A 25859-nucleotide genomic window follows, 5' to 3' on the forward strand; every position below is an offset into this window, starting at 1 on the left:
TTGACTGCTAAAAATTAATGTGCGCCTCTATGTGTAAGGGTTAAAGGCAGCTATCGCATAATTAATTTCATCCGTTTGTAGGCAATGATATTGTAAACTCCGTCCCTTCTCCTAATACAGAATTTACCTCAATTGTACCGCCGTGTTTCTCAACTACAATCTGCCGTGCGATCGCCAAACCCAATCCCGTCCCTTTACCCACACCTTTAGTTGTAAATAAGTGATCAAAAATCTGACCTTTTATCTCCTCTGATATCCCTGGCCCGCTGTCAGAAATGCGAATCGTCACCCACTCCTTAGACTGTCTTTCGGTGCGAATCGTAATGCAATTGGCTGGGGCTTTAATCTTCTCTAAACTCCGTTCCCGATTTGATTCTTCCAGTGCATCAATGGCATTTGCCAATATATTCATAAACACCTGATTTAATTGTCCGGGGAAGCAATCCACTGAGGGCAAGTTCCCGTACTCTTTCACAACTTCAATCGCTGGACGCTGTTCGTTCGCTTTCAATCTGTGTTTGAGAATCAAAATCGTACTGTTAATTCCGTCATGAATATTGAAAGGCACTTTGTAATCTTTGTCGGCTCGGGAGAAGGTACGAAGACTGGTGCTGATACCTTGAATGCGATCGCACCCGATTTGCATCGAATTCAACATTTTGGGTAAATCTTCTAAGATATATTCAATGTCAAGTTCTTCTGCTATTTGCTCGATGTCATCTCCAGGATGGGGAAATTTTTCTTGGTAGACTTGCAGGTATTTAGTCAGATCCTTGACGGCGGCGATCGCTTCATGAATATTGCCAGAAATAAATCCGACTGGATTATTAATTTCATGGGCAACCCCGGCCACTAAATTCCCCAAAGCCGACATTTTTTCGCTCTGTACTAATTGCAGTTGAGATTGTTCCACCTGGTGGGCATAGTCCTGGGCTTGCTGATACAATCGCGCATTTTCTAGGGAAATGGCAGCCTGAGTGCAGAGGAAGTTGAGGATGAGGAGACGATCGCGAGTAAACACTCCTTTTGTCGATCGATGTTCGAGATAAAGTATGCCAACTAAGTTCCCGCGATCGAGAATCGGAGTACATAGCATACTCTGAGAGTGATACTGGAGCGTACAATCATTCATTAAACCCGGAATATCGGTCTTGCCACCTTCAACAACCACAGTTTCCAGGGTGTGTTTGACATAATAAACCAGCTTGAGCGGAATCACCGCCGAGCCCTCTATAGATTGGGTTTGCAGCAGGGTAGTGGGTGTCTGGTTATCTGGGTTGATGTGAGTTATTGCCCGGATTTGCCATTCATCCTGATGGGGGAGTAGCAAAGCACAAGTTTCGGCGCCCGAAGTTTTTAAAATAATTTGGTTGAGGGTGTCGAGCAATTCATCAAGCTGAATTTTACTGGATAAAGCTTGAGCAGCTTGCACAATAGATGCGAAATCAAGAGCCTCGGAAATACTGGTGCTGCTATTACTGGAAGTCTGCGAAGAGTGGCTAATCGTTGCTAGCGTCTCTAGAGGATTAAAGCGGAGTTTGGGCTGATTCAGGATGGGATGAAGTAATTTGGGATAGCGTTGTTCTAAGTCTTCAACCTTGGCTAGTGCTCCCCAGCGGGCATAACAGTAATATGCTTCCTGCATATAGCTGGCGGCAACTTTTTCTTTGCTGCAATCAAGGTAGAACTTGGCAGCTAATTCGTTGGCGATCGCTTCTTCTTGGAAATATCCGTTTTCTTTGGATCCTGCTATCGCGCGATCGTATAACTCTAATGCTTGCCAATTAATCCCTAATACCCTAGCCTTTTCCGCTTCAATTAATTCATATCTATACCGATTTACTTCGGGTGTATTTTCTGCCCAAAACTTCATTTTTTCCTGATTAACATTGACTTGTTCCAAGTAGCTTATTTTTTCATCTACCGTGACTTCAGCATACAGATTTAACAATGTTAGCGAATGGTAAAAATTGAGAACTATGACTTGCATAAAACCAAAAGCCGAGCCGGATTGCTCCTGTGCTAGACTCACATTTTTTAAGGCTTGGCTACTATCGCCTAACAAGTAACCTAGAATAGTTTTAGCCAGATAAAACATAAATAAAACTATTCCCGATTTAGCAGCAATAATGCGGGGCAAATTTTTATCTTCATCAAAGCTTTTACCGATCAATAATAGGGGATCTGCGGCATGACCCTGTAAATTCAAACCTAATTGTCGCCATACTTGCGAGAAATGCGTAGAACTTTCTTGTTTAAAGTTAATACAAAAATTACCATAAAATTCTTGTTGCTGGATGGCTGCTTCTAAGTTATCTTCCGTAAAAAATAAGTAACTACACAAATTTGCAGCACAATATCCACCCCATTCAAAATCACCTACTTCTAGCCCTGCTTGTAGTCCTTCTCGCAAAGGTTCCACACTATTTTTTGCTGGTTCTTTCCAAGTGCGAATATTGCCATTAAACAAGTTATAAACTTGGGCTTTTAGCTCTTTAGCGTTGAACTTATCTAATAAGTTTAAGGCAATTAAACCTGCATAATAACCTCTATCTAATTGACCCAATCCTACTAATAATAACCCGTAAAAACCATAGGCAAAAGATGATATTGCTGAATCTCCATATTTAATACACAACTTAATCATAGTGATGATTAATTGCGGAAAAATCTCTGGCCTTGCTACAAATACAGGAGTACAGAGTGTTCTTAAAATTTGCATAGCTGCCAGCTTATATGGATCTGTCATAAGTGGCAAATTATCTAAATCGTCAAGATTGGGTAAATCAATTATTAAATCCTTTTCCAAGTCAATTGTTAGTAAAGAGATTGATAGTTTTTCTAACACTTCTAACCCAATCTCTACTGCCGCAAGCATTTCTATTTGCTGAGCAATATGAATTTGCATTTGTAATTCATAAATTCTCACTTTTTCGAGTAAACTCTTGACTGCTGTCAGCGCCAATTCAGCTAATTTTAATGATTTCTCAAAGTTAAGGTTTAAATATTCAGCTTCGGCAGTAGCAATGTAAATATTTAGGGTCAGTTCATACTGATTTTGCCAACAGTCTGTTGTCAGTAACTCCATCGCTGTTTGTAAATATACCGTTGCGGCAGCATAAGCGTTAGAAGTTTTGGCTTTCCGCCCTGTCACTAAATTTAATTCGGCTAATTCTTGGCGCTCCCTTGGTTGAGCGATTAAATCTTTACCCTGATTTAAGTGTCTGACAATCTCAAATATTTTTTCATCCTGCTCTATGTCTGAGGAATTTTGTAGTAGCAACTGCCCGATTTTGAGATGAGTGGCTTGCTTTTTGTCATCGGGAATCAAGGAATAAGCCGCTTGCTGGACGCGATCGTGCAAGAAGCGATAGGCAACCGTTCGAGAAATCGGTTGAGAAACATTCTGTTCTATTCCTACATAAAACTTATAAACTTCACTTTGGGGCAAAACCAAACCTTCTTGTAACGCTTTCCATAGCGCCGTTGCAGTTTCAGTTTCAGAACTTTCTAGAACAACTGCCAATGTTGCTAAGTCAAACTGGTTGCCAATGCAAGCGGCTAATTTCAAAACAGACTGAGTTTCTCGGGGCAATTTCTGCAACTGCTGCGCCATAAATTCCACTACATTATCTGTCAGTGCTGCCTCTCTCACTTTGCTAATATCGCACTGCCAATGTCCCGATTGGATCTCAAAAGTAATCAATTCATCCTGATGCAAGGCTTTGAGAAACTGCGTTGCAAAAAATGGGTTTCCTTGAGTTTTTTGATAGACCAATTCTGTCAGCGGTTGTGCCAACTTCGGATCGCAAACTAGCGTATCCGCTACCAATTGATTTAAACTGATTTGGGCAAGCGGTGCTAATGTAATAGTGTTGAGTGTGGTTCCTGCCTTCCTCACCTCATCTAGGGTCAACATCAGGGGATGGCTGGGTGATACTTCATTATTCCGATAGGCTCCCAGCAGCAACAGATAACCCAATTGCGACTCATTGACGAGCAATTGCATTAACTTCAGCGATGCCGAATCTGCCCATTGTAAGTCATCCAAAAATATCACCAATGGATGTTCTTTTGTGGTGAAGACAGCAATGAATTTGTGGAAGAGCAAATTAAAGAGATTTTGAGCAGAAATCCCCGATACTTCGGGGGCTGGGGGTTGCCGTCCAATAATCCGTTCGAGTTCGGGAATGACTTCAATAATGACTTGTCCGTTGTCACCCAGCGCTTCGAGAAGTTTAGTTTTCCATTCTTTGATTTTGGCATCACTTTCACTGAGTAATTGTGCCATAAAATCGCGGAATGCCTGGACAAATGCCGAAAAGGGAATATTGCGGTTGAACTGGTCGAATTTGCCTTTAATGAAATATCCCCGTTGCCGGACAATGGGTTTATGTACCTCGTTGACTACAGCCGTTTTTCCAATCCCGGAGAAGCCAGCGACTAGCATTAATTCTGATGTGCCATTTACCACGCGGTCGAAGGCATTCAACAGGGTTTGTACTTCTTTTTCTCGACCATAAAGCTTTTCGGGAATCAGGAAGCGATCGCATACATCCCGCGTTCCTAACTCAAAAGTTTCAATTTTTCCAGTTTCTTGGCACTCCTGCCAACACTTTTCTAAGTCATGCTTCAATCCCCAGGCACTTTGATAGCGCTGTTCGGCATTTTTTGCCATCAGCTTCATGACAATATCCGAAATCACCTGCGGGATTTCTTGGCTGTTTATTGCAGGAGGTTGTTTGGCAATATGGCAGTGAACTAATTCCATCGGATCGGCACATTCAAATGGCAGTTTTCCTGTCAGCAGTTCGTAAAAAGTAACTCCCAGAGAATAAAAGTCGGTGCGGTAGTCGATGCCTCGGTTCATTCGTCCAGTTTGTTCGGGAGAAATATAGGCGAGGGTTCCCTCTAAAATGTTAGGATTTTGAATTTCTTGAGTTTCTCTCGGCAGTAGCGAGGCGATGCTGAAGTCAATCAGTTTGACTTGTTTAGTTTCCGGATGTATTAGGACGTTAGCTGGCTTAATATCTTTGTGGATGACTCTGTTTCGGTACAGTCCGTCAAGGATGTCAGTTATTTGAATGGCAATTTCCAAGATTTCTGCTAGAGTCAGCTTGCGTTCTTGGGCGTAGTCTCGTAGAGAAATACCGCCAAAATCCTCCATTACTAGGGCATAGCTGTGGCGATAGGAGTCCAAATTGTAGGGCTCAACGACTCCAGGCAGACGTAGATTTTTGGCGATGGTATACTGGTTGCGGAATTGCAGCAGTTCGCTGAAGCTGGGATAGTCTCGATTTAATAGTTTAATGACAACTGGAAGCTGATCTGTTTCTCGGATAGCTCGATAAACTAGGGTTCTCGAACCACAGTATAATTGCTCAACCAGATGATATCCTGAAACTCGGTTAGTCAAATCAACTGCTGCACTCATCTGGATTACTCCATCTCAGATATTGACTCTTGTAAGTAAGTATACACTTTTATTGATCTAGTCTGAGGAAAATAAAACTGCGGAATCCCCAGCCTACAGACTCTACCGCTTTTATTCTTTTCACTTTTGAAGAGAAAGATGGCGAGCTATCAAGATAGTCTTAGGGAGCATCTCAATGAAAGCAACCTAACTAGAAATTGGAATTTTGAGGCAGGAGAGAGGAGGCAGGAGGCCGGAGGAAAAAAGAAGAAGGAAGGAGCCGGAAGAAGTGTTTTTACCAATATGAGATGCTCCCTAGTCTTATCCTTTCATCGGCAATGATATCGTAAACTCCGTCCCTTCTCCAACTACAGAATTTACCTCGATTGTACCGCCGTGTTTTTCAACCACAATCTGCCGTGCGATCGCCAATCCCAACCCCGTGCCTTTACCCACACCTTTAGTTGTAAATAAGTGGTCAAAAACCTGACCTTTTATCTCATCTGATATCCCTGGCCCGTTGTCAGAAATGCGAATCGTCACCCACTCCTTAGACTTCATTTCTGTCCGAATCGTGATGCAATTGGCTGGGGCTTTAATCTTCTCTAAACTCCGTTCCCGATTTGATTCTTCCAGTGCATCAATGGCATTTGCCAATATATTCATAAACACCTGATTTAATTGTCCGGGGAAGCAATCCACTGAGGGCAAGTTCCCGTACTCTTTCACAACTTCAATCGCTGGACGCTGTTCGTTCGCTTTCAATCTGTGTTTGAGAATCAAAATCGTACTGTTAATTCCGTCATGAATATTGAAAGGCACTTTGTAATCTTTGTCGGCTCGGGAGAAGGTACGAAGACTGGTGCTGATACCTTGAATGCGATCGCACCCGATTTGCATCGAATTCAACATTTTGGGTAAATCTTCTAAGATATATTCGATATCGCTCTCTTCAGCTTTTTCTTCAATCTCCTCACCCGGACTGGGAAATTTTTCTTTATAGAGTTGCAAGTATTCTGTAATATCTTTGACGGCGGCGATCGCTTCATGAATATTGCCAGAAATAAATCCGACTGGATTATTAATTTCATGGGCAACTCCGGCCACTAAATTCCCCAAAGCCGACATTTTTTCGCTCTGCACTAATTGCAGTTGAGATTGTTCCACCTGGTGAGCGTAGTCCTGGGCTTGCTGATACAATCGCGCATTTTCTAGGGAAATGGCAGCCTGGGTGCAGAGGAAGTTGAGGATGAGGAGACGATCGCGAGTAAACACTCCTTTCGTCGAGCTATGTTCGAGATAAAGTATGCCAACTAAGTTCCCGCGATCGAGAATCGGAGTACATAGCATACTCTGAGAGTGATACTGGAGCGTACAATCATTCATTAAACCCGGAATATCGGTCTTGCCACCTTCAACAACCACAGTTTCCAGGGTGTGTTTGACATAATAAACCAGCTTGAGCGGAATCACCGCCGAGCCCTCTATAGATTGGGTTTGCAGCAGGGTAGTGGGTGTCTGGTTATCTGGGTTGATGTGAGTTATTGCCCGGATTTGCCATTCATCCTGATGGGGGAGTAGCAAAGCACAAGTTTCGGCGCCCGAAGTTTTTAAAATAATTTGGTTGAGGGTGTCGAGCAATTCATCAAGCTGAATTTTACTGGATAAAGCTTGAGCAGCTTGCACAATAGATGCGAAATCAAGAGCCTCGGAAATACTGGTGCTGCTATTACTGGAAGTCTGCGAAGAGTGGCTAATCGTTGCTAGCGTCTCTAGAGGATTAAAGCGAAGTTTGGGCTGATTCAGGATGGGATGAAGTAATTGGGGATAGCGTTGTTCTAAGTCTTCAACCTTGGCTAGTGCTCCCCAACGGGCATAACAGTAATATGCTTCCTGCATATAGCTGGCGGCGACTTTTTCTTTGCCCCACTCCCAGTAGAATTTGGCGGCAAGTTCGTTGGCTAATCCTTCCTCTTGGATAAAACCGTTTTCCTTGGCTCCTTTAATTGCTAGATCGTAAAATTCTAGAGCCTCTGTTTTGCGAGCAAGAACGCGATTTTTTTCGGCTTCAACTAAATGATATTTGTGCAAGTAATTCATGGGGCCATAATCTGCCCAGTCTTTGAGCTTGGCTTGATTTTCTTCCATTCGCTGCCATCGCGGCTCTGACTGGGACATCAATTCACCATGAGTGGCCAGCACGTTTAGAGAATCATAGAAGTAGAAGATCGGTTCAACAATACTTCCCATCCCTCCAGCCAAATAGTGTCGCGTTTGAGCGGCATCGTGTTCTGCTTTAGCAAAGTCTTCCAACCAGTAATTCAATGTGAATCGATACAAGTAGAAGAAGGATAGTCGGTAAAAATCGACTTTTGCCTGAGCCAGGACTTGTTCTTCATAGTCATCCTGGCGTAAGGGAATCTCTTCCTCTGACTGACCCAAGAGAATTTGAGCCGCCTGCAAGTACGCCAACACACAGTTTGCTGCTGTGACTTGGTGGAGGTCGCACAACTGTTGGTAATAGGCGCGAATTTGCGGTTCGAGTTCAGCTAGCGGTTGACCGTACCAATAAGCATTGAAACAGTACAACTGGGCATCGTAGCCCATAAATTCGAGATTGCCTGTTTCTAATCCAGCTTGATAGCCATCGAGAAGAATCGGCAGCGTTTCTTGCAAATGGATCGTCCAAGAACCCACATAGGCCCCCATTAACATGGCGGTGGCGGCTCGAATGTTTTTGGCATCGGGTTCTAAGGCGAGTTGGTATCCTAATTGCCCAAACTGAGGCACCATTGTCATGTCGCCCCACAGCATCCTCAGTTGGAAGGCGTAACCCACGTAGCAAAAAGCGGAAACCGGACTATTGCCAAATTGAATAGACAGCTTGGCTTGGAGGGCTACGACTAGGAAATAGAGCTTTGTTCCTGACATATAACAGACGGGTGTCAGCCGAGCCGCATTTTGCATAATGGCTAATTGCTGGGGGTCGGTCATTTTCGGCAGATGAAAGAATGACTCAATGGAGCGACCCTCAATTAGGGCATCAATTTCTTGCTTCACCTGCCGAATATCGTCTAGGGTTGGTTCATCTGGTAGGTTTACGCCTAACATTTGGAAGACCGATTGACCGATCGCGATCGCCTCGATAAATTTATTGTGGGCGACCAATGCCTGGATTTTAACTTGATAGACTTGCACCTGTTCTAAAGGTGTTTTCGCACGATCGATCACGGCTTCAATCCACTGGTGCATTTGCTCAAAATCGCCGGCTAAAAAAGCCACCTCGGCAGCTAAGTCGTGCAGGGATAGGGTCATTTCGTAATGCCGTTCCCAAGCGTCTGTTCCCAGCAGTTGCAGCCCCACTGTGGCATATTCGCGGGCTGCTTGATAGGCAGTTGCCGATCTCGCTTTGCGACAAGCTATGAGGTTGAGTTGGGCGAGTTCCTCCCTTTCCTGTTGTTCTACAACCAGCGTCGTGCCGTAGTTCAACTGATTGACTAATTCAAAAATGCGTTCTTCTCTGGCTTCTGCTGAAATCTGTTGCAGCAGCAGTTGCCCGATTTGATAATGGGCGATCGCGCGTTCTGCTTCCGGAATCAAAGAATAAGCGGCTTGTTGGACGCGATCGTGCAAGAAGCGATAGGCAACCGTTTGAGAAGTAGCTCGATCATCGTCGATTTTTTCTTCTTCCCCTACATAAAATTTATAAATCTCACTCTGAGGTAAAACAAAACCTTCCTGTAAAGTTTTCCACAAAGCCGTTGCCGTTCCCGTCTCCGAGATTTCCGAAACAATTGCTAATGTTGTCAGATCGAACTGATTGCCAATGCAAGCTGCTAATTTTAAAATATCCTGACTTTCAACTGGCAATTTCTGTAACTGCTGCGCCATGAATTCAACTACATTATCCGTCAGTGCTGCTTCGGTAATTTTGCTAATATCGCACTGCCAATATCCTGCTTTAATATCAAAAATGATCAATTCATCTTGATGCAATGCCTTGAGAAACTGCGTCGCAAAAAATGGGTTTCCTTTTGTCTTCTGATACACCAACTCCGTCAGCGGTTCTGCTAACTTAGGAGAACAATTCAGCGTATCTGCTACTAATTGATTCAAACTGGTTCGAGCCAGAGGTGCTAGTGTAATGGTATTTACTATTGCCCCGATTTTTGTGACTTCATCTAAAGTCAACATTAAGGGATGGGCAGCGGAAACTTCATTGTCTCGATAGGCTCCAATTAGTAGCAGGTGACTTGACTGGGATTCACCTATGAGCAACTGCATCAACTTTAAAGATGCCGAATCAGCCCACTGCAAATCATCCAGAAACATCACTAAGGGATGCTCTTTTGTGGTAAAAACAGAGATAAATTTTTGGAAGAGCAAATTAAACCGATTTTGAGCAGCCATCCCTGACAATTCTGGGGCTGGGGGTTGTTGTCCGAGAATCCGTTCTAGTTCAGGAATGACTTCAATAATGACTTGTCCGTTGTCACCAAGGGCTGCTAAAATTTTGGTTTTCCATGCTTGGAGTTGGAGATCGCTTTCACTGAGCAATTGTGTCATTAAATCGCGGAATGCTTGCACAAATGCCGAAAAGGGAATATTGCGATTGAACTGGTCAAATTTACCTTTAATGAAATAGCCATGCTGTCGGACAATGGGTTTTTGAACTTCATTAACCACAACGGTTTTTCCTATGCCGGAAAAGCCTGCAACGAGCATCATTTCGCTGTTGCCTTCTGCTACTCGTTCAAAGGCTTCTAAAAGTTGCTGTATTTCTCGTTCTCGACCGTAGAGTTTTTCGGGAATCAGGAAGCGATCGCATATATCTCGCGTTCCTAACTCAAATGTTTCAATCTTTCCAGTTTCTTGGTACTGCTGCAAACACCGTTCTAAGTCATACTTCAATCCCTTGGCACTTTGATAGCGTTTTTCGGCATTCTTTGCCATCAGCTTCATCACCATATCCGAAACTACCTGCGGGATTTCTTGGCTGTTTATTGCAAGAGGTTGTTTGGCAATATGGCAGTGAACCAACTCCATGGGGTCGTCACATTCAAATGGCAGTTTTCCTGTCAGCAGTTCGTAAAATGTGGCTCCCAGAGAATAAAAGTCGGTGCGGTAGTCGATGCCTCGGTTCATTCTTCCGGTTTGTTCGGGAGAAATATAGGCGAGGGTTCCTTCTAAGATGTTGGGATTTTGAATTTCTTGAGTTTCTCTCGGCAGTAGGGAGGCGATGCTGAAGTCAATTAGTTTGACTTGTTTGGTTTCCGGATGTATTAGGACGTTAGCTGGCTTAATATCTTTGTGGATGACTCGGTTTCGGTACAATCCGTCAAGGATGTCAGTTATTTGAATGGCAATTTCCAATATTTCTGCCAGAGTCAGCGCTTGCTTTTGGGCGTAGTCTCGTAGAGAAATACCGCCAAAATCCTCCATCACTAGGGCATAGCTGTGGCGATAGGACTCTAAATTGTAGGGTTCAACGACTCCCGGCAGACGTAGGTTTTTGGCGATGGTGTACTGGTTGCGGAATTGCAGCAGTTCGCTGAAGCTGGGATAGTCTCGATTTAATAGTTTAATGACAACTGGAAGCTGATCTGTTTCTCGGATAGCTCGATAAACTAGGGTTCTCGAACCACAGTATAATTGCTCAACCAGATGATATCCTGAAACTCGCTTCGTCAAATCCACTGCTGCACTCATCTGGATTACCCCATCTCAGACATTGAATATTGTAACTAATTATACACTTTTATAGGTTTAGTCTGAGGAAAATAGAACTGCGAAATCCCCAGGCGACAGACTCTACCGCTTTTATTTATTTTCTTTTTTGAAGAGAAAGATAGCGAGCTATCAAGATAGTCTTATCCTTTCATCGGCAATAAAATTGTAAACTCCGTCCCTTCTCCCAATAGAGAATTTACCTCGATCGCCCCTCCATGTTTCTCAACCACAATTTGACGAGCGATCGCCAATCCCAACCCCGTCCCTTTCCCTACTTCCTTGGTAGTAAATAACTCATCAAAAATCTTCTCTTGCACTGCTTCATTCATGCCCACACCGTTATCTTTAATGCAAATAATCGCTTGTTTTTTGTCCAGAGAAAGGTCGGTTTTAATGGTAATCTTATTGACAATTTCTGCATAATGTCGTCCTTGATTTGATTCATCCAAAGCATCGACCGCATTACCTAACAAATTCATAAATACTTGATTCAACTGTCCGGGATAACACTCCACTTGTGGCAAATTTCCATATTCCCTAATCACTTTGATTTCTGGACGAGTTTCGTTAGCCTTGAGCCGATGTTTCAGGATCATAATGGTGCTATCGATGCCATCGTGGATATTGCAAACTACGGGATAGTTAGTATCGGCACGGGAGAAGGTTCGTAGACTGGTACTAATATCCCGAATCCGCTTCACGCCTTCCCGCATCGAACCTACTAATTTCGGTAAATCTTCCCGGATGTATTCCAGATCGATGTTCTCGATTTCTTCTTGAATTTCTGGGTCGAGTGGCGAATATTTTTCTTCATACAAATCGAGCAATCCAAACAAATCTTTGATATGATCTAAGGCTGGTTGAATATTACCAACCAAAAAACCAACTGGATTATTAATTTCGTGAGCAACGCCAGCCACTAAGTTTCCCAATGCTGACATTTTTTCGCTTTGAACTATTTTTATTTGTGCCTGCTTCAGATCGGTAAATGCTTGTTGAGATTCTTGATACAAACGGGCATTTTCTAAGGAAATAGCAGCTTGAGAAGCCAGCAAATTTAGCACTTCAATGCGATCGCTCGTAAATGCCCCAACCGTCAGATTATTTTCCAGGTAGAGAACTCCTATCAACTGCCCTTGATTAAGAATTGGAATACACAGAACACTTATCGGCTGGTGCTGTTCAATATAGCAATCGCCCGCAACCTGGGAACTTACCCTAGCATCGACTATTACCAAAGGTTTCAAACTACGCTTGACAGTGTTAACCAAACTAATCGCTACATCCTGACTAGATTCTAGAGGTATTGCTGGTAATAGCTCAGGTTCCTGTCCCTCTGCTACAAGAGCCGCTACCTGTAAATACTGTTTTTGTTTGAGCAATAAGACACACTTAGTTGCCCCAGCATTCGCGATCGCTATTTTTAAAAGAGTAGTCAGGAGTTTATCTAGTTCAATTTCCCCAGAAATGGCTTGAGAGGCGTCGATCAGAGTAGGCAAATCGAGAAATTCAGAGTTGCTGCTAGAAGAGTTGGTATTATAAGTAATTGTTCCGCGGGCGATCGTTTCCTTTAATGAACTAAAGGCTTGAGCTTGCTGAAGGATAATACCGAGTAGGCGAGGATAACGTTTTTCCAAATCCTCAATTTTGGCTTTAGCTCCCCATCGGGCATAACAATAATACGCTTCAATCATGTAGGCTTGAGCTACTTTTTCTTTGCCCCATTCCAAGTAGAATTTAGCTGCTAGTTCGTTGGCGAGGGCTTCTTCGTTGATGAAGAGATTTTCTTTAGCGAGTTGGATAGCGCGATCGTACATTTCCAGTGCATCTGCCTTGTAACCCAAAACCCGCTGCCGTTCTGCTTCAACCAAATACCACTTATGCAGATGATTCATCGGAGCATTTTGCGCCCACTGGTGCAGAGTCGTTTGATGGGTTTTCACCTGAGTGAGAATATCAGCTTGCTCAATTTCAGGATGCGTGGGAAACACGGCCAGATGCGTCAGGGCTGCATAGAAATGGAAAATGGGAATAAAAATACATCCTGGTACTGCTATCAAATATGGCTGGGCTTGGCTAATGTAATTGCTCCCATCTTGGTAGTTACCAAAAAAGTAAGCAAGCAACAGTTTGTAGATATAAACCTCGGCGATGGCAGTGAATTCATAATCCTGATTATGCTTAGGCATCATCACTGTTTCATCGTAGGCTTTGCCGATTAAGCAATCCGACAGAATCTCAACTTCCTTTAAGTTATTCACCGTCTGGCGCACCATATCTACATAAATCTGAGCAGAATATTGCTTTACCTGAGCCAAGGCGGTGCTGTAACTTGCTATTTCTGATTCCAAATTGCTCAGTTCTACTCCACTGAAAAAGTTCATATAGCTGTAAGTGACCATGCTGTAGCCAGCACTTAGAAAATCGCCAGTTTCCATGCCCAACCTATAGCTATCTTTCGTCGTCAGCATCACTGCCCTCATTGCTTCTTTGCGATGCTGAATAAAGGCTCCAAATAGATTCAGAATCATGGACTTGAATTCCCGGACATTGAACCTATCAAGCAATAAGAGTGCCAATTTACCAAAGGCATACCCCGTTTCCACATCTCCCAAAAAGGCACACAACACCAGTCCGTGAATGCCATACCCCACCGTCGATGCTGGCGCATTCCCAAAGGAGAGCGATAAACTCACCATCTTGCAGCTAAGTAGGGGCAGCAAACCGGGCATTCCCAGAAAGATAGGAGAATATAATGTTGCTAATAGTGGCATGGCAGCCTGAGCCTTGGCATCAGTTATCACCGGCAGATTAACTAGCTCTTCAATCCGTCTACCTTGGAGTTGGCTGGCAACGGCTTCTAGCGCTTTACCAATCAAGGCTTCGTCAGCTTCGGTGGGGAGTTCAACCCCCAATTGCCAGAGTGCATCTCTTGCTACTGCAATGGCTTCTAGTGACTTGCTCTGTGCTGTCTGGGCGGCGATTTGAATCTCGTAAATTTTGATTTTGTCTAAGATTGTCTGGGCTGCTTGCAACACTTGTACTGCTATCTCTTCCATGCCGTCAAAGTCAGCATTCAAATAGGCGGCTTCAGCAGCAGCAACATAGAGGTTCAGGGTTAATTCATACTGCCTTTGCCAGCAGTTGGCTGTTAGTAGATCAATGCCTATTTGCAGATAAACTCTGGCTGCCGTGTAGGCGGTAGAATTTCTGGCTTTACAACCGGCTGCCAAGTTCAGTTTAGCTAAGGCTTCTCGTTCGCTATGTTGGGTAATTAACTCAATTCCTCGATTCAAATGCCCGATAATATCAAACAGTTTTTCTTCTTGCTCTATTTTTGAACAATTTTGCTGAAGTAATTGTCCGATTTTGAGATGAGTTGCTTTTTTCTGTGAATCGGGAATGAGTGAATATGCGGCTTGCTGGACGCGATCGTGTAAAAATCGATAAGTTGGATTAGCTGAAGCCTTGAAAACTTCATCACTATCCGATTCCGTAAAGAACTTATAGACTTTTGTCGTGGGAATCACCAAACCTTCCTGCAATGCTTTCCATAAAGCAGTAGCCGTCATTCCCGCAGATTGCTCACTGACAATTACTAACGTATTCAAATCAAACTGCGATCCAATACACGCAGCTAATCTGAGAACCTCCTGAGTTTCTGGCGGCAACTTCTGCAATTGCCAAGCCATGAATTCAACGACATTATCAGTGATGGCTAAGGCTTTGACTTGGGCAATATCACACTGCCAATGCCGAATATTCCAATTAAAGCTAATTAGCTGAGCGTCATGTAATGCCTTGAGAAACTGAGTGGCAAAGAAAGGATTACCCTGAGTTTTTTGATACACTAATTTTGTTAAAGGTTGCGCCAGAGATGATTCGCAATTCAGTGTATCTGCTACCAACAAATTCATATCTGGTTGGCTTAACGGTTGCAAAGTAACCGTATTCACTATTGCCCCACTTTTAACTATCTCATCAACTGTTAGGATAAATAGATGCACTGGCGAAACTTCATTATCTCGATAGGCACCCAATACTAATAAATATCCTGTATCCATCATCAATAATTGTAGCAAATTCAGGGAGGCTGAATCCGCCCATTGCAAGTCATCCAAAAACATCACTAAAGGATGTTCTTTGCTCGTGAAAACTTGCACGAATTTCTGCATTAACAGATTAAAGCGATTTTGGGCGGCACTTCCTGACAATTCTGTTGCAGGAAGTTGAGCGCCAATTATACGTTCTAGCTCAGGAATCACGTCAATCAAGACTTGTCCGTTGTCTCCCACTGCTGCTAAAATCTGGGTTTTCCATGTTTGCAGTTGGGTATCCGATTCTGATAGCAATTGACCCATTAAGTCGCGGAAGGCTTGCACAAAGGCACTGAATGGAATGTTGCGTTGAAATTGATCGTATTTGCCTTTGATAAAATAACCGCGCTGACGGACAATGGGTTTATGAACTTCATTGACAACGGCGGTTTTCCCAATTCCCGAAAAACCTGCTACTAGCATCATTTCGGTGCTACCTGTGCTGACTCGCTCAAAGGCAGCTAATAGTTTATCAACTTCTTTTTCTCTACCGTAGAGCTTTTCGGGGATAGTAAAGCGATCGCTAATATCTCGCTTTCCGAGTTCAAAAGATTTTATATGGGCGGTTTTTTGTAATTGAACTAAACAAATCTCTAAATCGTGCTTGAGTCCTAATGCACTCTGATAGCGATTTTCGGCATTTTTCGCCATCAGTTTACTGACAATTTCCGATAAGATCGGGGGAATTTCAGGATTAATGTGATGGCTCGGTTTCGACTGTTTGGCGAGATGAAAATGCACCACTTTCATCGGATCATCCGAGATAAATGGCAACTTTCCTGTCAACAATTCATAAAAAGTTACACCCAGGGAGTAAAAGTCACTGCGGTAGTCAATGCCTCGATTCATCCGTCCTGTCTGTTCGGGGGAGAGATAGGCTAATGTACCTTCTAAAATATTCGGATTCTGGATTTCTTGGGTTTCTCGTGGTAGGAGGGATGCAATACTAAAGTCAATTAGTTGAATTTCTTGGGTGTCGGGGTTAATGAGAATATTAGCGGGTTTAATATCTTTGTGAATGACTCGGTTTTGGTAGAGATAGTGAATAATGTCTGTTAGTTGTATGGCGAGTTGGAGAAATTCTGCTAAAGGTAAAGCTTGAGATGGTTGGGTTTCATTTGTTGCTGTTTTGAGATAAGTAGCTAGGGAGACTCCGCCAAAGTCCTCCATTATTAGGGCATAGCTATTCTGGTATACTTCCAGCGTTAGGGGTTTGACGATGTGAGGGAAGTCTAGATTTTTGGCAATGGTATATTGGTTGCGAAACTGGACGAGCTCGTTGAAGGAGGGGTATTCGTTTCGCAGCAGTTTGATGACGACTGGGTATTGGTCACGGGTACGGATGCCTCGATAGACTAGGGTACGTGTACCTACATAAAGTTTCTCTGTAATCTCGTAACCTGATAAATTGGCGATCGCATCCATAACTGGTTAACCCTCTCTTATAAAAAAGTTAAATTAAAGCCTTCTTTTATATTATATTTTATTATGTGACAAAGATAGCGATCGCAAACTCTGCATCCTGGGTAGGGACAGAATTAACTGTAATTTTTTCCCAATGTTTCTCAACTATTATTTGACAGAAAGCAATTTGCTCCGGGGCCCCTGGATTCATCCGTGGATCTTTGAAAACAGCTCCGCATCCTGATCATAACCCCCGCACTCATCCGTAGGAGCAATCTCAAATCTCAAATCTCAAATTTCAAATTTCAAAGTGCATGGCGTGCGATCGCTAATTCTCGACCAGTTCCTTTCCCTATTCTGCACTATTGGCGCTAAGTTATGTATAGTATGGTTGCGTAAGTTGTGATGGTTTTGGAAAACAATAATTTGTAATTTTCAACCGCAAATATACGCAGATAAACCCGGATCTAGTGTTGAGCTTATCTGCGTATATTTGCGTGATCTGCGGTTGTATTATGCTTTATTCGCCGTAGTGGCCGCCGACAACCTTACCCCGAAACACAACATAATTGTAGATGTTGTAAAAAATCATAATCGGGAGCAGAACGCCCATAAACACAATCATAAATACCAGGGCGCTGGGCGAAGCTGCGGCTTGGTAAATCGTGATTTGTGAGGGAATAATGTAGGGAAAAACAATCAATCCCAAGCCGATGAAAGTAAGCAGAAAAATCAGAATCGTCCAGACAAACGGCGTGCGTTCTTCTTTATTTGCAAGACTTTTTAGCAGCAGTCCTACCAACAGCACTCCCAGCAAAGGAATCGCGGCAAAGACATAAACTAGCGGTTTCTCGAACAACCTGGCTCTAGCGCTTTCGTAAAAGATCGGAGTGGCGATCGTAATTAAAATCGCTCCGATTAAAGTTGTCACCGCCGCAATTTTAGCCGTGCGATAGTGATTTGTTTGCAGTTCGCCCTCTGTTTTCATAATTAGATAGGTTGAACCGATCAAAACATAGCCTTGAATCAGCGTCAAAGCCACCAAGATCGATCGCCAATCCAGCCAGTCCCAAGTAGAACCTACAAAATGACCGGCTTCATCAACCGCAATGCCTTCGAGTACGGCACCCAAGGCAAATCCTTGAGCTAAAGCTGCTAAAAAACTGCCAGCACCAAAGGCATAATTCCAGAGTAATTTGCGATTAGAATGCTCGCGAAATTCAAAGGCTACAGCCCGAAATATCAAACCAAAAAGCATCATGCAAATCGGTATATACAGCGCTGTCAAAATCGTACCGTAAGCGAGGGGAAATGCGCCAAATAAAGCGCCTCCCATCAACACCAGCCAAGTTTCGTTGGCATCCCAAACGTTGCCCAAACTCGTCATTAAAATGCCCCGGCGTTCCTCGTCGGAAGCAGTCAGAGACAGGATGCCTACTCCTAAGTCAAAACCGTCTAGCATGACATATAGCAGGAGAAACAAAGCCAAAACTACAAACCAAACTTGTGGGAGAAAATGCTCCAAAGCTTGCATAAAATCTCCTATTGTTGTGCTTCTACGGGACGTTGATCGGGAATGTGTTCTGCAGGTTGACTTTCGATTGCAGGTTCATTGTCTAAACCTGGCACAGGCAGACTTAAATTCGGCCCTTTGCGGATAATTCTGCTGCCAAAATACAAGGCACAAACAAACAAAAAGCTGTAAATAACTGCAAAGAAACTTAGAGAAGTTAAAACATTGCTGGCGGGGATATTTGACACCGCATCAGCAGTGCGAATTTGCCCGTATAAAGCCCAAGGTTGTCGGCCGACACAGCGCACAATCCAACCCGATTCTACAGCAATATATCCCAGGGGAGCAGCTAATACCCAAGCGCGCATCAGCCAAGGTTGATTGCTAATATTTTCAGCAGAAAGTTTCCCTCGCATCCACTGAATTATACTGAACAGCATCAGTCCTAAAAAGAAGAATCCAATCCCGGACATGATGCGGAAACAATAGTAGATTAAACCCACCATCCGGGGTCTATCTTCTGGCTTCCATTCCTTCAATCCGAGGACGGGTTCGGAGAGTTTTTGCTTAAATTCCAGAACGTATCCTAAGCCATTGGGTACGCTAATTTCCCAGTCATTTTTTTGGGCTTTTTCATTAGGCAAAGCTAGCAAAGTCCAATCGGCTGACTCTCCCGCTGGTGAGGTTTCCCACTTAGCTTCGATTGCTGCTAATTTAGTGGGTTGATAGTGATAAACTTGTTCAGCGCTCAAATGTCCGATGTATATTTGCAAAGGTGCAACGGCGATTGCTGTCGCTATGGCAATTTTTAAAGACTTGGAAAAAAAGGCTTGGTTGCGCTTATTGAGAATGTACCAAGCGCTAATTCCCCCAATGACAAACAGCGAAGTTTCTAACGTCGCAAAAAACATATGGAGAATGCTGTTTAATGCGAACGGGTTCAGAATTGCTTGGAAGTAATCGCTGACAATAAACTTGCCATTGACCATTTCTCCGCCCGCAGGAGTTTGCAGCCAAGAGTTAGCGACTAAAATCCAGACTGTTGATAGGTTAGCGCCGAAGGCTACCATGATTGTAGCGAAATAATGGACGATCGGGTGAACGCGCTCCCAACCAAACAGCATAATTCCTAAAAAGCCGGCTTCTAGCATAAATGCCATTGAAGCTTCAAAGCCCAAAATGCTGCCAAAAAAGTCACCAACCGCTTCAGAAAATGGTGCCCAATTCGTGCCAAACTGAAATTCCATCGGAATTCCTGAAGCTACTCCAATACCGAAGTTGAGGACGTAGAGTTTAGACCAAAAACGAGCGTGATGGTAGTAGTCGGGATTGCGAGTTTTTAGCCACATTCCTTCAACAATTACCAGATAAATCCCCATTCCAGTTGTCAGAACTGGCCACAGCATATGGAATATGGCGGTTAGCGCAAATTGCATCCGCGATAGGGCCACGGTGTTAGATAAGATATCCATCGTTATATCCTTTGGTCAGTTCAAGAGACGTTAGCTTGCACAAATCTCATAATGGACAATGACAAGGTAACGCAGAAATTTACTTAGTGCAGAATGCACCGACTTATCTTTATTAAAAATTAAGATTTGCTGTTTGAAGGAAGAATGAAGAAGCAAAGCGCAATAAAATCAATGGTTTCAGCAATTAAGCACGTCCTAAGCCTCTTGGTAGTTGCTATAATAGTAATTTAACTAAATTATAGGTCGCGTGTCCCCCTTAACTTCAAATAGAAAACTTGCTCTCAATCTTCCTCTTATTTTCTCCTCTCGGCGCTCTCGGCGCTCTCTGCGGTTAATTTACATAAAATCTCTACCGAATCAGTCCTTAAAATCTCAAATGGTATTACCTAACGGTGACAGTGTAACTCAGTTTAAACGGTTTAAAATTAGCTGGGTTTTTGGCTGTTCCGCTCAAGTTAAGCTGGTAAATGCCAGCCTTGGGAAATACGATATCAGCCCCGGGAATCCCTTGATATTTCTCGGCTGATATGGCTTTTAAAGGCGGCTGCATCAGTGGCTTATCCCCTTCTTTGCGCTCTTTTGGATAAACCGCTAATTTGCAATTGCACTGCTCTAAGGGGATAATTTTGCCGCCCCTGCGAGTCAGCGCAAACCACACTCTCGCAGACTGTCCGGCGCGGGGGTTGTGGTTTGGTTCTAGGTGAAAGGTAGCGGCTACATCTCCGGATACTTCGACTTCGTGGGCTAAAACTGAAAGAGAGTTTAACTGCGGCGCACTGGGAATTGCTGCTTCTACGAGCAATCCCAAAAATACTAACAATCCTAAACTTTTACTTTTGTTTGACAGGGGAAACATAGAAATTCTCTAGTGATAAAAGTGACCAAAACAAGCGCGATCGCACAAACGTAACTAACATCACAACCACCGCCAACACGGCTGTCAGCAGTTGATTGTGCAACTTCCATTCAAAACCGCCGAGATAGTGGGAACCGATGAGTGCCGCGTGTACAGCGCACAGCAATAAAGCTGGAACGCTTAACAGGTGAAGCATTCGCCACAGTTGGCCTAAATAATTTTGAATGCGATCGCAACTTGTAACCGCTGCCGGTAGCATCAACAGCAGCGACAGCATCCCAGCCGCCATTCCCAACTGATGTTGCGGCAACATGAAGGACACAGCATCAAAATTCCATTGCAGCGTATGATCCAGCATATGAAACGTGTGGGCGACTGCTAAGACAAACGCGCCCACACCCAAGACGCGGCGATAGCGCAACAGTTGCGGCAAAAACTTGCTAACCGGACGCGCCAACAGTGCTAGCATCAAGCACAGCAGCGCTGCGTGCCCAGTAAAATCAACCATTTCATCGGTTCGCAGCAAGGTAAGAATTCCGATCGCCACCGTCACCCAACCACCCGCACGAAACAGTTGACTGCGCTTGTCGGCGCTCAATCTGCCAGCAAAAAAACTCACTCCCAGCATCGTTGGCAGCGTGCCGAGTCCAAAAGCCAGCATCGTCGCCGCACCCAAAACCGGGTTTCCGGTTTCCGCCGCCTTAATCTGGGCTGCGTAGAGGAAACCGCAGGGAATCAAACCCCAAAGCAAACCCAAAGCAATCGGCACCCACCAGTTTTTTTGTGCCGAAAGCTTGCTCATTGCTTGTCCGACTCGATCGTGCGACAGCGGGTGCAATCGGGGCAATCCCGGCAGCAAGTTCGGTTTAATTTGCCCTACTCCGAACCAAATCAGCATCGTGCCCGTCAGAAGTGCGATCGTCCGCCGCAATTCGCTACCCGTACCTGCCAAAAGTCCGCCAGCAATTAACACCGAACCCAGTCCGCCAATTGCAGCACCAACCAAAGCGTAAGCAGTAATTCTCCCCAAATTTAGCAGCAAATGAAAGCGGAAAGTCGCTAATTTATCGTTGCGGGAATTAGAAAGAGAAAACGCCATTGTCAGCGGGCCGCACATTCCGGCGCAGTGACCGAAACTGCCGAGAAATCCCAAAATTGCAATTAGCAGCAGGTCTAGCATTTTGCTGTTTTTTTCCCAAACAACGCCATCAAGGTACTGACAAGATTTTCTTTGGCTTTTGGACGCTTTTTTCTTTACTTTTTACAAAAACTTATCTCAGCAGAGCGCTTTTGTCAAAATACAAGTTGTCCAACTTCTATCTAATCTCACCCATATTTAAAATGACTAATGACTGATAACTAATAACTACTTTTGTTCTGGATGCGCCGCCGCCGGCGAAGCTGCACCCATTTGATTAATAGCAGCAATTAGCTGATAAAGCCGCCCCAAATCCCGCTGGTTGAAATGCAAAACTAGGCGCGGCATATCGAAAGTTGCATCTCCTATTTCCGGTTCCAAAGCTTGACTTTTTTCAATTTTTCCGGTGACAACAATATCGCTAAAATCAGTATTTAGGCGATCGACATTATCATCAGAAAGCTCTGTTTTCAATCGAATTACCAATTTTTCGCGCACGTAGCGGCAGGAATGATAAACCAGATAAAAACTACCGATCGCCTCGCAAGCGACATTTATATCGTCAGTAATCGTATACAGGCTGCGATCGTCGGGTGAAATCAAACCCCGGCCCCGCAATTGTTTTTGCACAAAATAATTCCAATCGTGCCAATAATCTCCTCCCGGTCGATCGATCAATACCACAGGAGCCGGCCCGAACTTGCCAGTTTGAATCAAAGTCAGACACTCAAAAGCCTCGTCCAGAGTGCCAAAACCGCCCGGAAACAGAGCTAAAGCATCGCTCTCCCGGAGAAAAAATAACTTACGAGTGAAAAAATATTTAAAATTGAGCAATTTGGGATCGCCGGCAATGAAAGGATTAGAACTCTGCTCGAAAGGTAACTGAATGTTCAGCCCAAAAGAACGTTCAGCAGTCGCCCCCTCGTTCCCCGCCTGCATAATTCCGCCGCCGCCGCCAGTAATCACCATAAACCCCTGCTGGGCGATCGCGCGTGCAAAGTCTCTGGCCAGCAAATATTCCACAGATTGCGGTGACACCCTCGCCGAACCAAAAATCACAATTTTGCGAACATGGCGGTAAGGATAAAACATCTCAAAAGCGCTCTCCATATCTCGGAGCGACGCCGCAATAATCTTCAAGTCTAGGCGATCGAGATCCTCTCTGGCCATTTGCACTATAGTAGAGAGCGATCGTTCGATCCACTCAGAGTGCTTCAACATTGGCAAGCGATCGAGCAAATCCATCACTTCAGCTTGGAGGGACTCAAAACCTTGACCAGACCGAGAACGAATCATGAATTTTTCCGAAACGGTAACAATTTGTGGCTAATAAAAATTAAGGGGCAAGCCAAAGTTATAAGCTAATAGCCACCAGCAAATTGCCATGCTGGCGACTAATAACTTTTCCCGTAGCTTTGCCCCGGTTCTGAAGCGAGTTAGCTTTCGCGGCCCACAAAGAACAGCGCGAAACTGCTCGCAGTTGGGTTAAATGTACTTTTCCAGAGTGTTGGCCAGAGTAGTTTTCGGAACTGCCCCAACCACCATATCCACACGTTGACCGCCCTTAAATATCATCAGCGTCGGAATGCTGCGGATACCGTATTGGCTGGCCACGTTAGGATTCTCGTCGGTATTAACTTTTACTACCTTGACCTGCCCTTCATATTGCTGGGCAATTTCGTCTACGACGGGCGCCACCATCCGACAGGGCCCGCACCAGGGAGCCCAAAAATCCACTAGAACTGGAACTTCGCTATCGAGCACTTCCTGCTTAAAGGTAGAGTCGGTTACTTGCGCGGCTGCTGACATCCCTAGCCATCCTTGTAAATACTATTTCTCGGATAACAAGTCTAGCAAAAAATGTAACCACTTGCGTCAACCATTTTAAGAGAAGGCTTCTGAAGGAGACCGTAGAAGGAAGAGGGAAGAGGGAAGACGGTAGAAGGAAGAAGGCACAAGGTTTCTGAAGGAACAAGGCACTGATGTTTCCGAAGGCACTGATGTTTCCGAAGGCAGAATGCACTTATATAGAAGAAAAAGTCTCCCACTCCCAGACTCTCCCCCTCTCCCACTCTCCCCCTCTCCGGAGCTACAAGCCTCAGTTCTGTATCTAGTAAGCAAGAGCCAAGATGTCCGGCAAAAAAGGAACCGCCCGAACAGTAGTCCGGGCGGAGTGTGGTGTGAGGAGTGAACGGAAACATGCGTCTCCGCTTCTTCTATTGTGACATCTCCTTCTCGATAATTCCACAATATTCTGTAAATTTCGAGACTCTTGAACAAATTTTGTCAAGGTATGCTGGTATTTGATCGGTAAATCTACTTACCCATGCCCAACTGCTGAGCTTTTTGATAGACTTTACCCTCCGTCAGCAGAGAAGGAGCAATTACCACTTCCACTTGCTGCATCTCCTTAATATCCTTAGCGCCCAAGGTACCCATGCTAGTTTTCAGAGCTCCGAGCAAGTTGTGCGTACCGTCATCTAGCACCGCAGGCCCCCGCAAAATTTGCTCCACAGTACCCGTAGTCCCCACACGAATGCGAGTGCCGCGCGGCAAAACCGGGCTCGGAGTCGCCATCCCCCAGTGAAAGCCGCGGCCGGGAGCTTCGGCGGCCCTGGCAAAGGGCGAACCAATCATCACTGCATCGGCACCGCAGGCAATGCACTTGCAGATATCGCCGCCGGTAATTAAACCGCCGTCAGCAATCACCGACACGTATTTGCCAGTTTCGCGATAGTAGTCGTCCCGCGCGGCGGCGCAGTCTGCTACCGCTGTGGCTTGGGGAACGCCGACACCCAATACGCCCCTAGATGTGCAAGCAGCCCCCGGCCCAATGCCCACGAGAATGCCCGCAGCGCCAGTTTTCATTAAATTCAGAGCGACTTCGTAGGTGACGCAGTTACCCAAAATTACTGGTATCGGCATCTCTTGACAGAATTGTGTCAAATCTAAAGATGAGATTGATTCAGGGGAAAGGAAAGCAGTCGAGACTACTGTTGCTTGCACAAAAAATATATCGGCTCCCGATTCAGCAACCGCCCGGCCGTATTTGCTCGCGCCGGCCGGTGTACCGCTGACGGCGGCAATCCCTCCTCCTGCTTTAATTTCTTTAATTCTCAGGTCGATTAATTCTGGCTTGATGGGTTCGGCATAGAGTTGCTGCATCAGGGAAACAAATTCGTGGTTCCCGACACTGGCGATGCGCTCTAATATTGGCTGGGGGTCGGCATAGCGGGTTTGAATTCCTTCTAGGTTGAGCACGCCCATTGCTCCCAATTCCGACAGCAAAATGGCCATGCGGACATCGACTACTCCATCCATGGCGCTGGCGATGATCGGGATTTCTCGATCGATCCCGCCAATCTGCCACTTGGTATCTGCCAAACTCGGATCGAGGGTGCGCTGTCCGGGTACGAGCGCAATTTCATCTATGCCGTAAGCTCTGCGAGCGCTTTTGCCCCGCCCAATTTCAATATTCACGCTGTTTCACTTCCACAATGTATTTAAATTAGACTAACAAAAAGTTAGCCCGCCCGAGTTTAGCTATCGCACCGCTGTCTTTAAAAAAAGCTCGGCACTGATTCTGATTGTATTCCGATTATATGAAATCGAAGAGGATACTTTTCCTCAGCAACAGTCACGGGGAAGACTCGATTAACTGTCAAATTCTCAAAGCTTTAAGAGTATCTGGCGCGGATGTTGATGTTTCGGCAATCCCGATTGTAGGTGACGGGGCTGCTTACCGCCGATCGACCGTGCCAATTATTGGGCCCACCAGTCAAATGCGGTCTGGGGGAGTTTTTTACATGAATCCCCTGTTTTTCCTCAAAGATGTTGGGGCGCGCCTAATTGCTTTGACTTGGCAGCAATTGCAGGCTGTTTGGACGCATTCGCGCCACTGCGATTGGGTGGTGCCAACTGGGGATATTGTCGCTGCGGCGATCGCCCATGCCAGCAACCGCCCCTATATAATTTTTCTATCGGCTCATTCTAGTTATTACGAGGGGCGAGTCGATTTGGGTTTAATCTTGTGGCAGTTGCTTTGCTCAGAGAAATGTCTGGCGGTTTTTACTAGAGATGCTTTGGCTGCTACTGACTTAAACCGACAGGGTTTAAAGAAAGCTCAGTTTGTCGGCAATCCTGTCATGGACAACCTCAATTCTACGGGCAAAGATTAGGAATTAATATCCGGAGTTCGGACGATCGCCCTTCTCCCCGGTTCTCGCCTCCCGGAAA

At 44.8% G+C, this 25859-nt stretch carries 11 protein-coding genes; 1 reads left to right on the top strand and 10 read right to left on the bottom strand.

What is annotated here, in order from left to right:
• Positions 1-67 precede the first annotated feature (67 nt).
• The 10 genes from QUA77_RS04525 to QUA77_RS04570 form a co-directional block, all read right to left on the bottom strand.
• Positions 68-5434 (bottom strand): AAA family ATPase, encoded by a 5367-nt coding sequence (locus tag QUA77_RS04525; RefSeq protein WP_333449386.1) that lies wholly within the window; start codon positions 5432-5434, stop codon positions 68-70.
• Positions 5435-5734: 300 nt separating this feature from the next.
• Entirely contained in the window at positions 5735-11122 is a 5388-nt protein-coding gene (locus QUA77_RS04530; RefSeq protein ID WP_333449387.1) for an AAA family ATPase, read from the bottom strand.
• 161 nt (positions 11123-11283) lie between these two features.
• Entirely contained in the window at positions 11284-16665 is a 5382-nt protein-coding gene (locus QUA77_RS04535) for an AAA family ATPase (RefSeq protein ID WP_333449388.1), read from the bottom strand.
• A gap of 499 nt (positions 16666-17164) precedes the next feature.
• A complete protein-coding gene (gene cydB / locus QUA77_RS04540) occupies positions 17165-18178 on the bottom strand; it encodes a cytochrome d ubiquinol oxidase subunit II (protein WP_333449389.1) in 1014 nt (337 codons plus the stop codon).
• An 8-nt stretch (positions 18179-18186) separates the two neighbouring features.
• On the bottom strand, positions 18187-19629 hold the full coding sequence (locus QUA77_RS04545) for a cytochrome ubiquinol oxidase subunit I (RefSeq protein ID WP_333449390.1): 1443 nt from the start codon (positions 19627-19629) through the stop codon (positions 18187-18189).
• Positions 19630-20011: 382 nt separating this feature from the next.
• Complete coding sequence (locus QUA77_RS04550; protein WP_333449391.1) at positions 20012-20485, bottom strand: hypothetical protein; 474 nt, start codon at positions 20483-20485, stop codon at positions 20012-20014.
• The gene (locus tag QUA77_RS04555; protein ID WP_333449392.1) at positions 20460-21665 is read right to left on the bottom strand and encodes an urease accessory protein UreH domain-containing protein; all 1206 of its coding nucleotides are present in this window, start codon (positions 21663-21665) and stop codon (positions 20460-20462) included. The genes QUA77_RS04550 and QUA77_RS04555 overlap by 26 nt, the downstream gene beginning before the upstream one ends.
• 186 nt (positions 21666-21851) lie before the next feature.
• Positions 21852-22919 carry an LOG family protein gene (locus tag QUA77_RS04560; RefSeq protein ID WP_333036958.1) on the bottom strand — a complete coding sequence of 356 codons (1068 nt, stop codon included), beginning with the start codon at positions 22917-22919 and terminating at the stop codon, positions 21852-21854.
• Between the two features lie 189 nt (positions 22920-23108).
• A complete protein-coding gene (gene trxA / locus QUA77_RS04565) occupies positions 23109-23432 on the bottom strand; it encodes a thioredoxin (RefSeq protein WP_006631199.1) in 324 nt (107 codons plus the stop codon).
• A gap of 507 nt (positions 23433-23939) precedes the next feature.
• Positions 23940-25103, bottom strand: a complete 1164-nt coding sequence (locus QUA77_RS04570) for a GuaB3 family IMP dehydrogenase-related protein (protein WP_333036959.1) — start codon at positions 25101-25103, stop codon at positions 23940-23942.
• Between the two features lie 122 nt (positions 25104-25225).
• Between QUA77_RS04570 and QUA77_RS04575 the strand changes: the two genes are divergently transcribed.
• On the top strand, positions 25226-25801 hold the full coding sequence (locus tag QUA77_RS04575) for a hypothetical protein (protein WP_333449393.1): 576 nt from the start codon (positions 25226-25228) through the stop codon (positions 25799-25801).
• Positions 25802-25859: the final 58 nt, after the last annotated feature.

This window comes from Microcoleus sp. K5-D4 (genome assembly GCF_036704575.1).
GTDB lineage: Bacteria > Cyanobacteriota > Cyanobacteriia > Cyanobacteriales > Microcoleaceae > Microcoleus.

Bases quoted from the DNA above. Each gene is read 5' to 3' on its own strand.
- QUA77_RS04525 (WP_333449386.1), bottom strand. From the start codon at position 5,434: ATGAGTGCAGCAGTTGATTTGACTAACCGAGTTTCAGGATATCATCTG.
- QUA77_RS04530 (WP_333449387.1), bottom strand. From the start codon at position 11,122: ATGAGTGCAGCAGTGGATTTGACGAAGCGAGTTTCAGGATATCATCTG.
- QUA77_RS04535 (WP_333449388.1), bottom strand. From the start codon at position 16,665: ATGGATGCGATCGCCAATTTATCAGGTTACGAGATTACAGAGAAACTT.
- cydB (WP_333449389.1), bottom strand. From the start codon at position 18,178: ATGCAAGCTTTGGAGCATTTTCTCCCACAAGTTTGGTTTGTAGTTTTG.
- QUA77_RS04545 (WP_333449390.1), bottom strand. From the start codon at position 19,629: ATGGATATCTTATCTAACACCGTGGCCCTATCGCGGATGCAATTTGCG.
- QUA77_RS04550 (WP_333449391.1), bottom strand. From the start codon at position 20,485: ATGTTTCCCCTGTCAAACAAAAGTAAAAGTTTAGGATTGTTAGTATTT.
- QUA77_RS04555 (WP_333449392.1), bottom strand. From the start codon at position 21,665: ATGCTAGACCTGCTGCTAATTGCAATTTTGGGATTTCTCGGCAGTTTC.
- QUA77_RS04560 (WP_333036958.1), bottom strand. From the start codon at position 22,919: ATGATTCGTTCTCGGTCTGGTCAAGGTTTTGAGTCCCTCCAAGCTGAA.
- trxA (WP_006631199.1), bottom strand. From the start codon at position 23,432: ATGTCAGCAGCCGCGCAAGTAACCGACTCTACCTTTAAGCAGGAAGTG.
- QUA77_RS04575 (WP_333449393.1), top strand. From the start codon at position 25,226: ATGAAATCGAAGAGGATACTTTTCCTCAGCAACAGTCACGGGGAAGAC.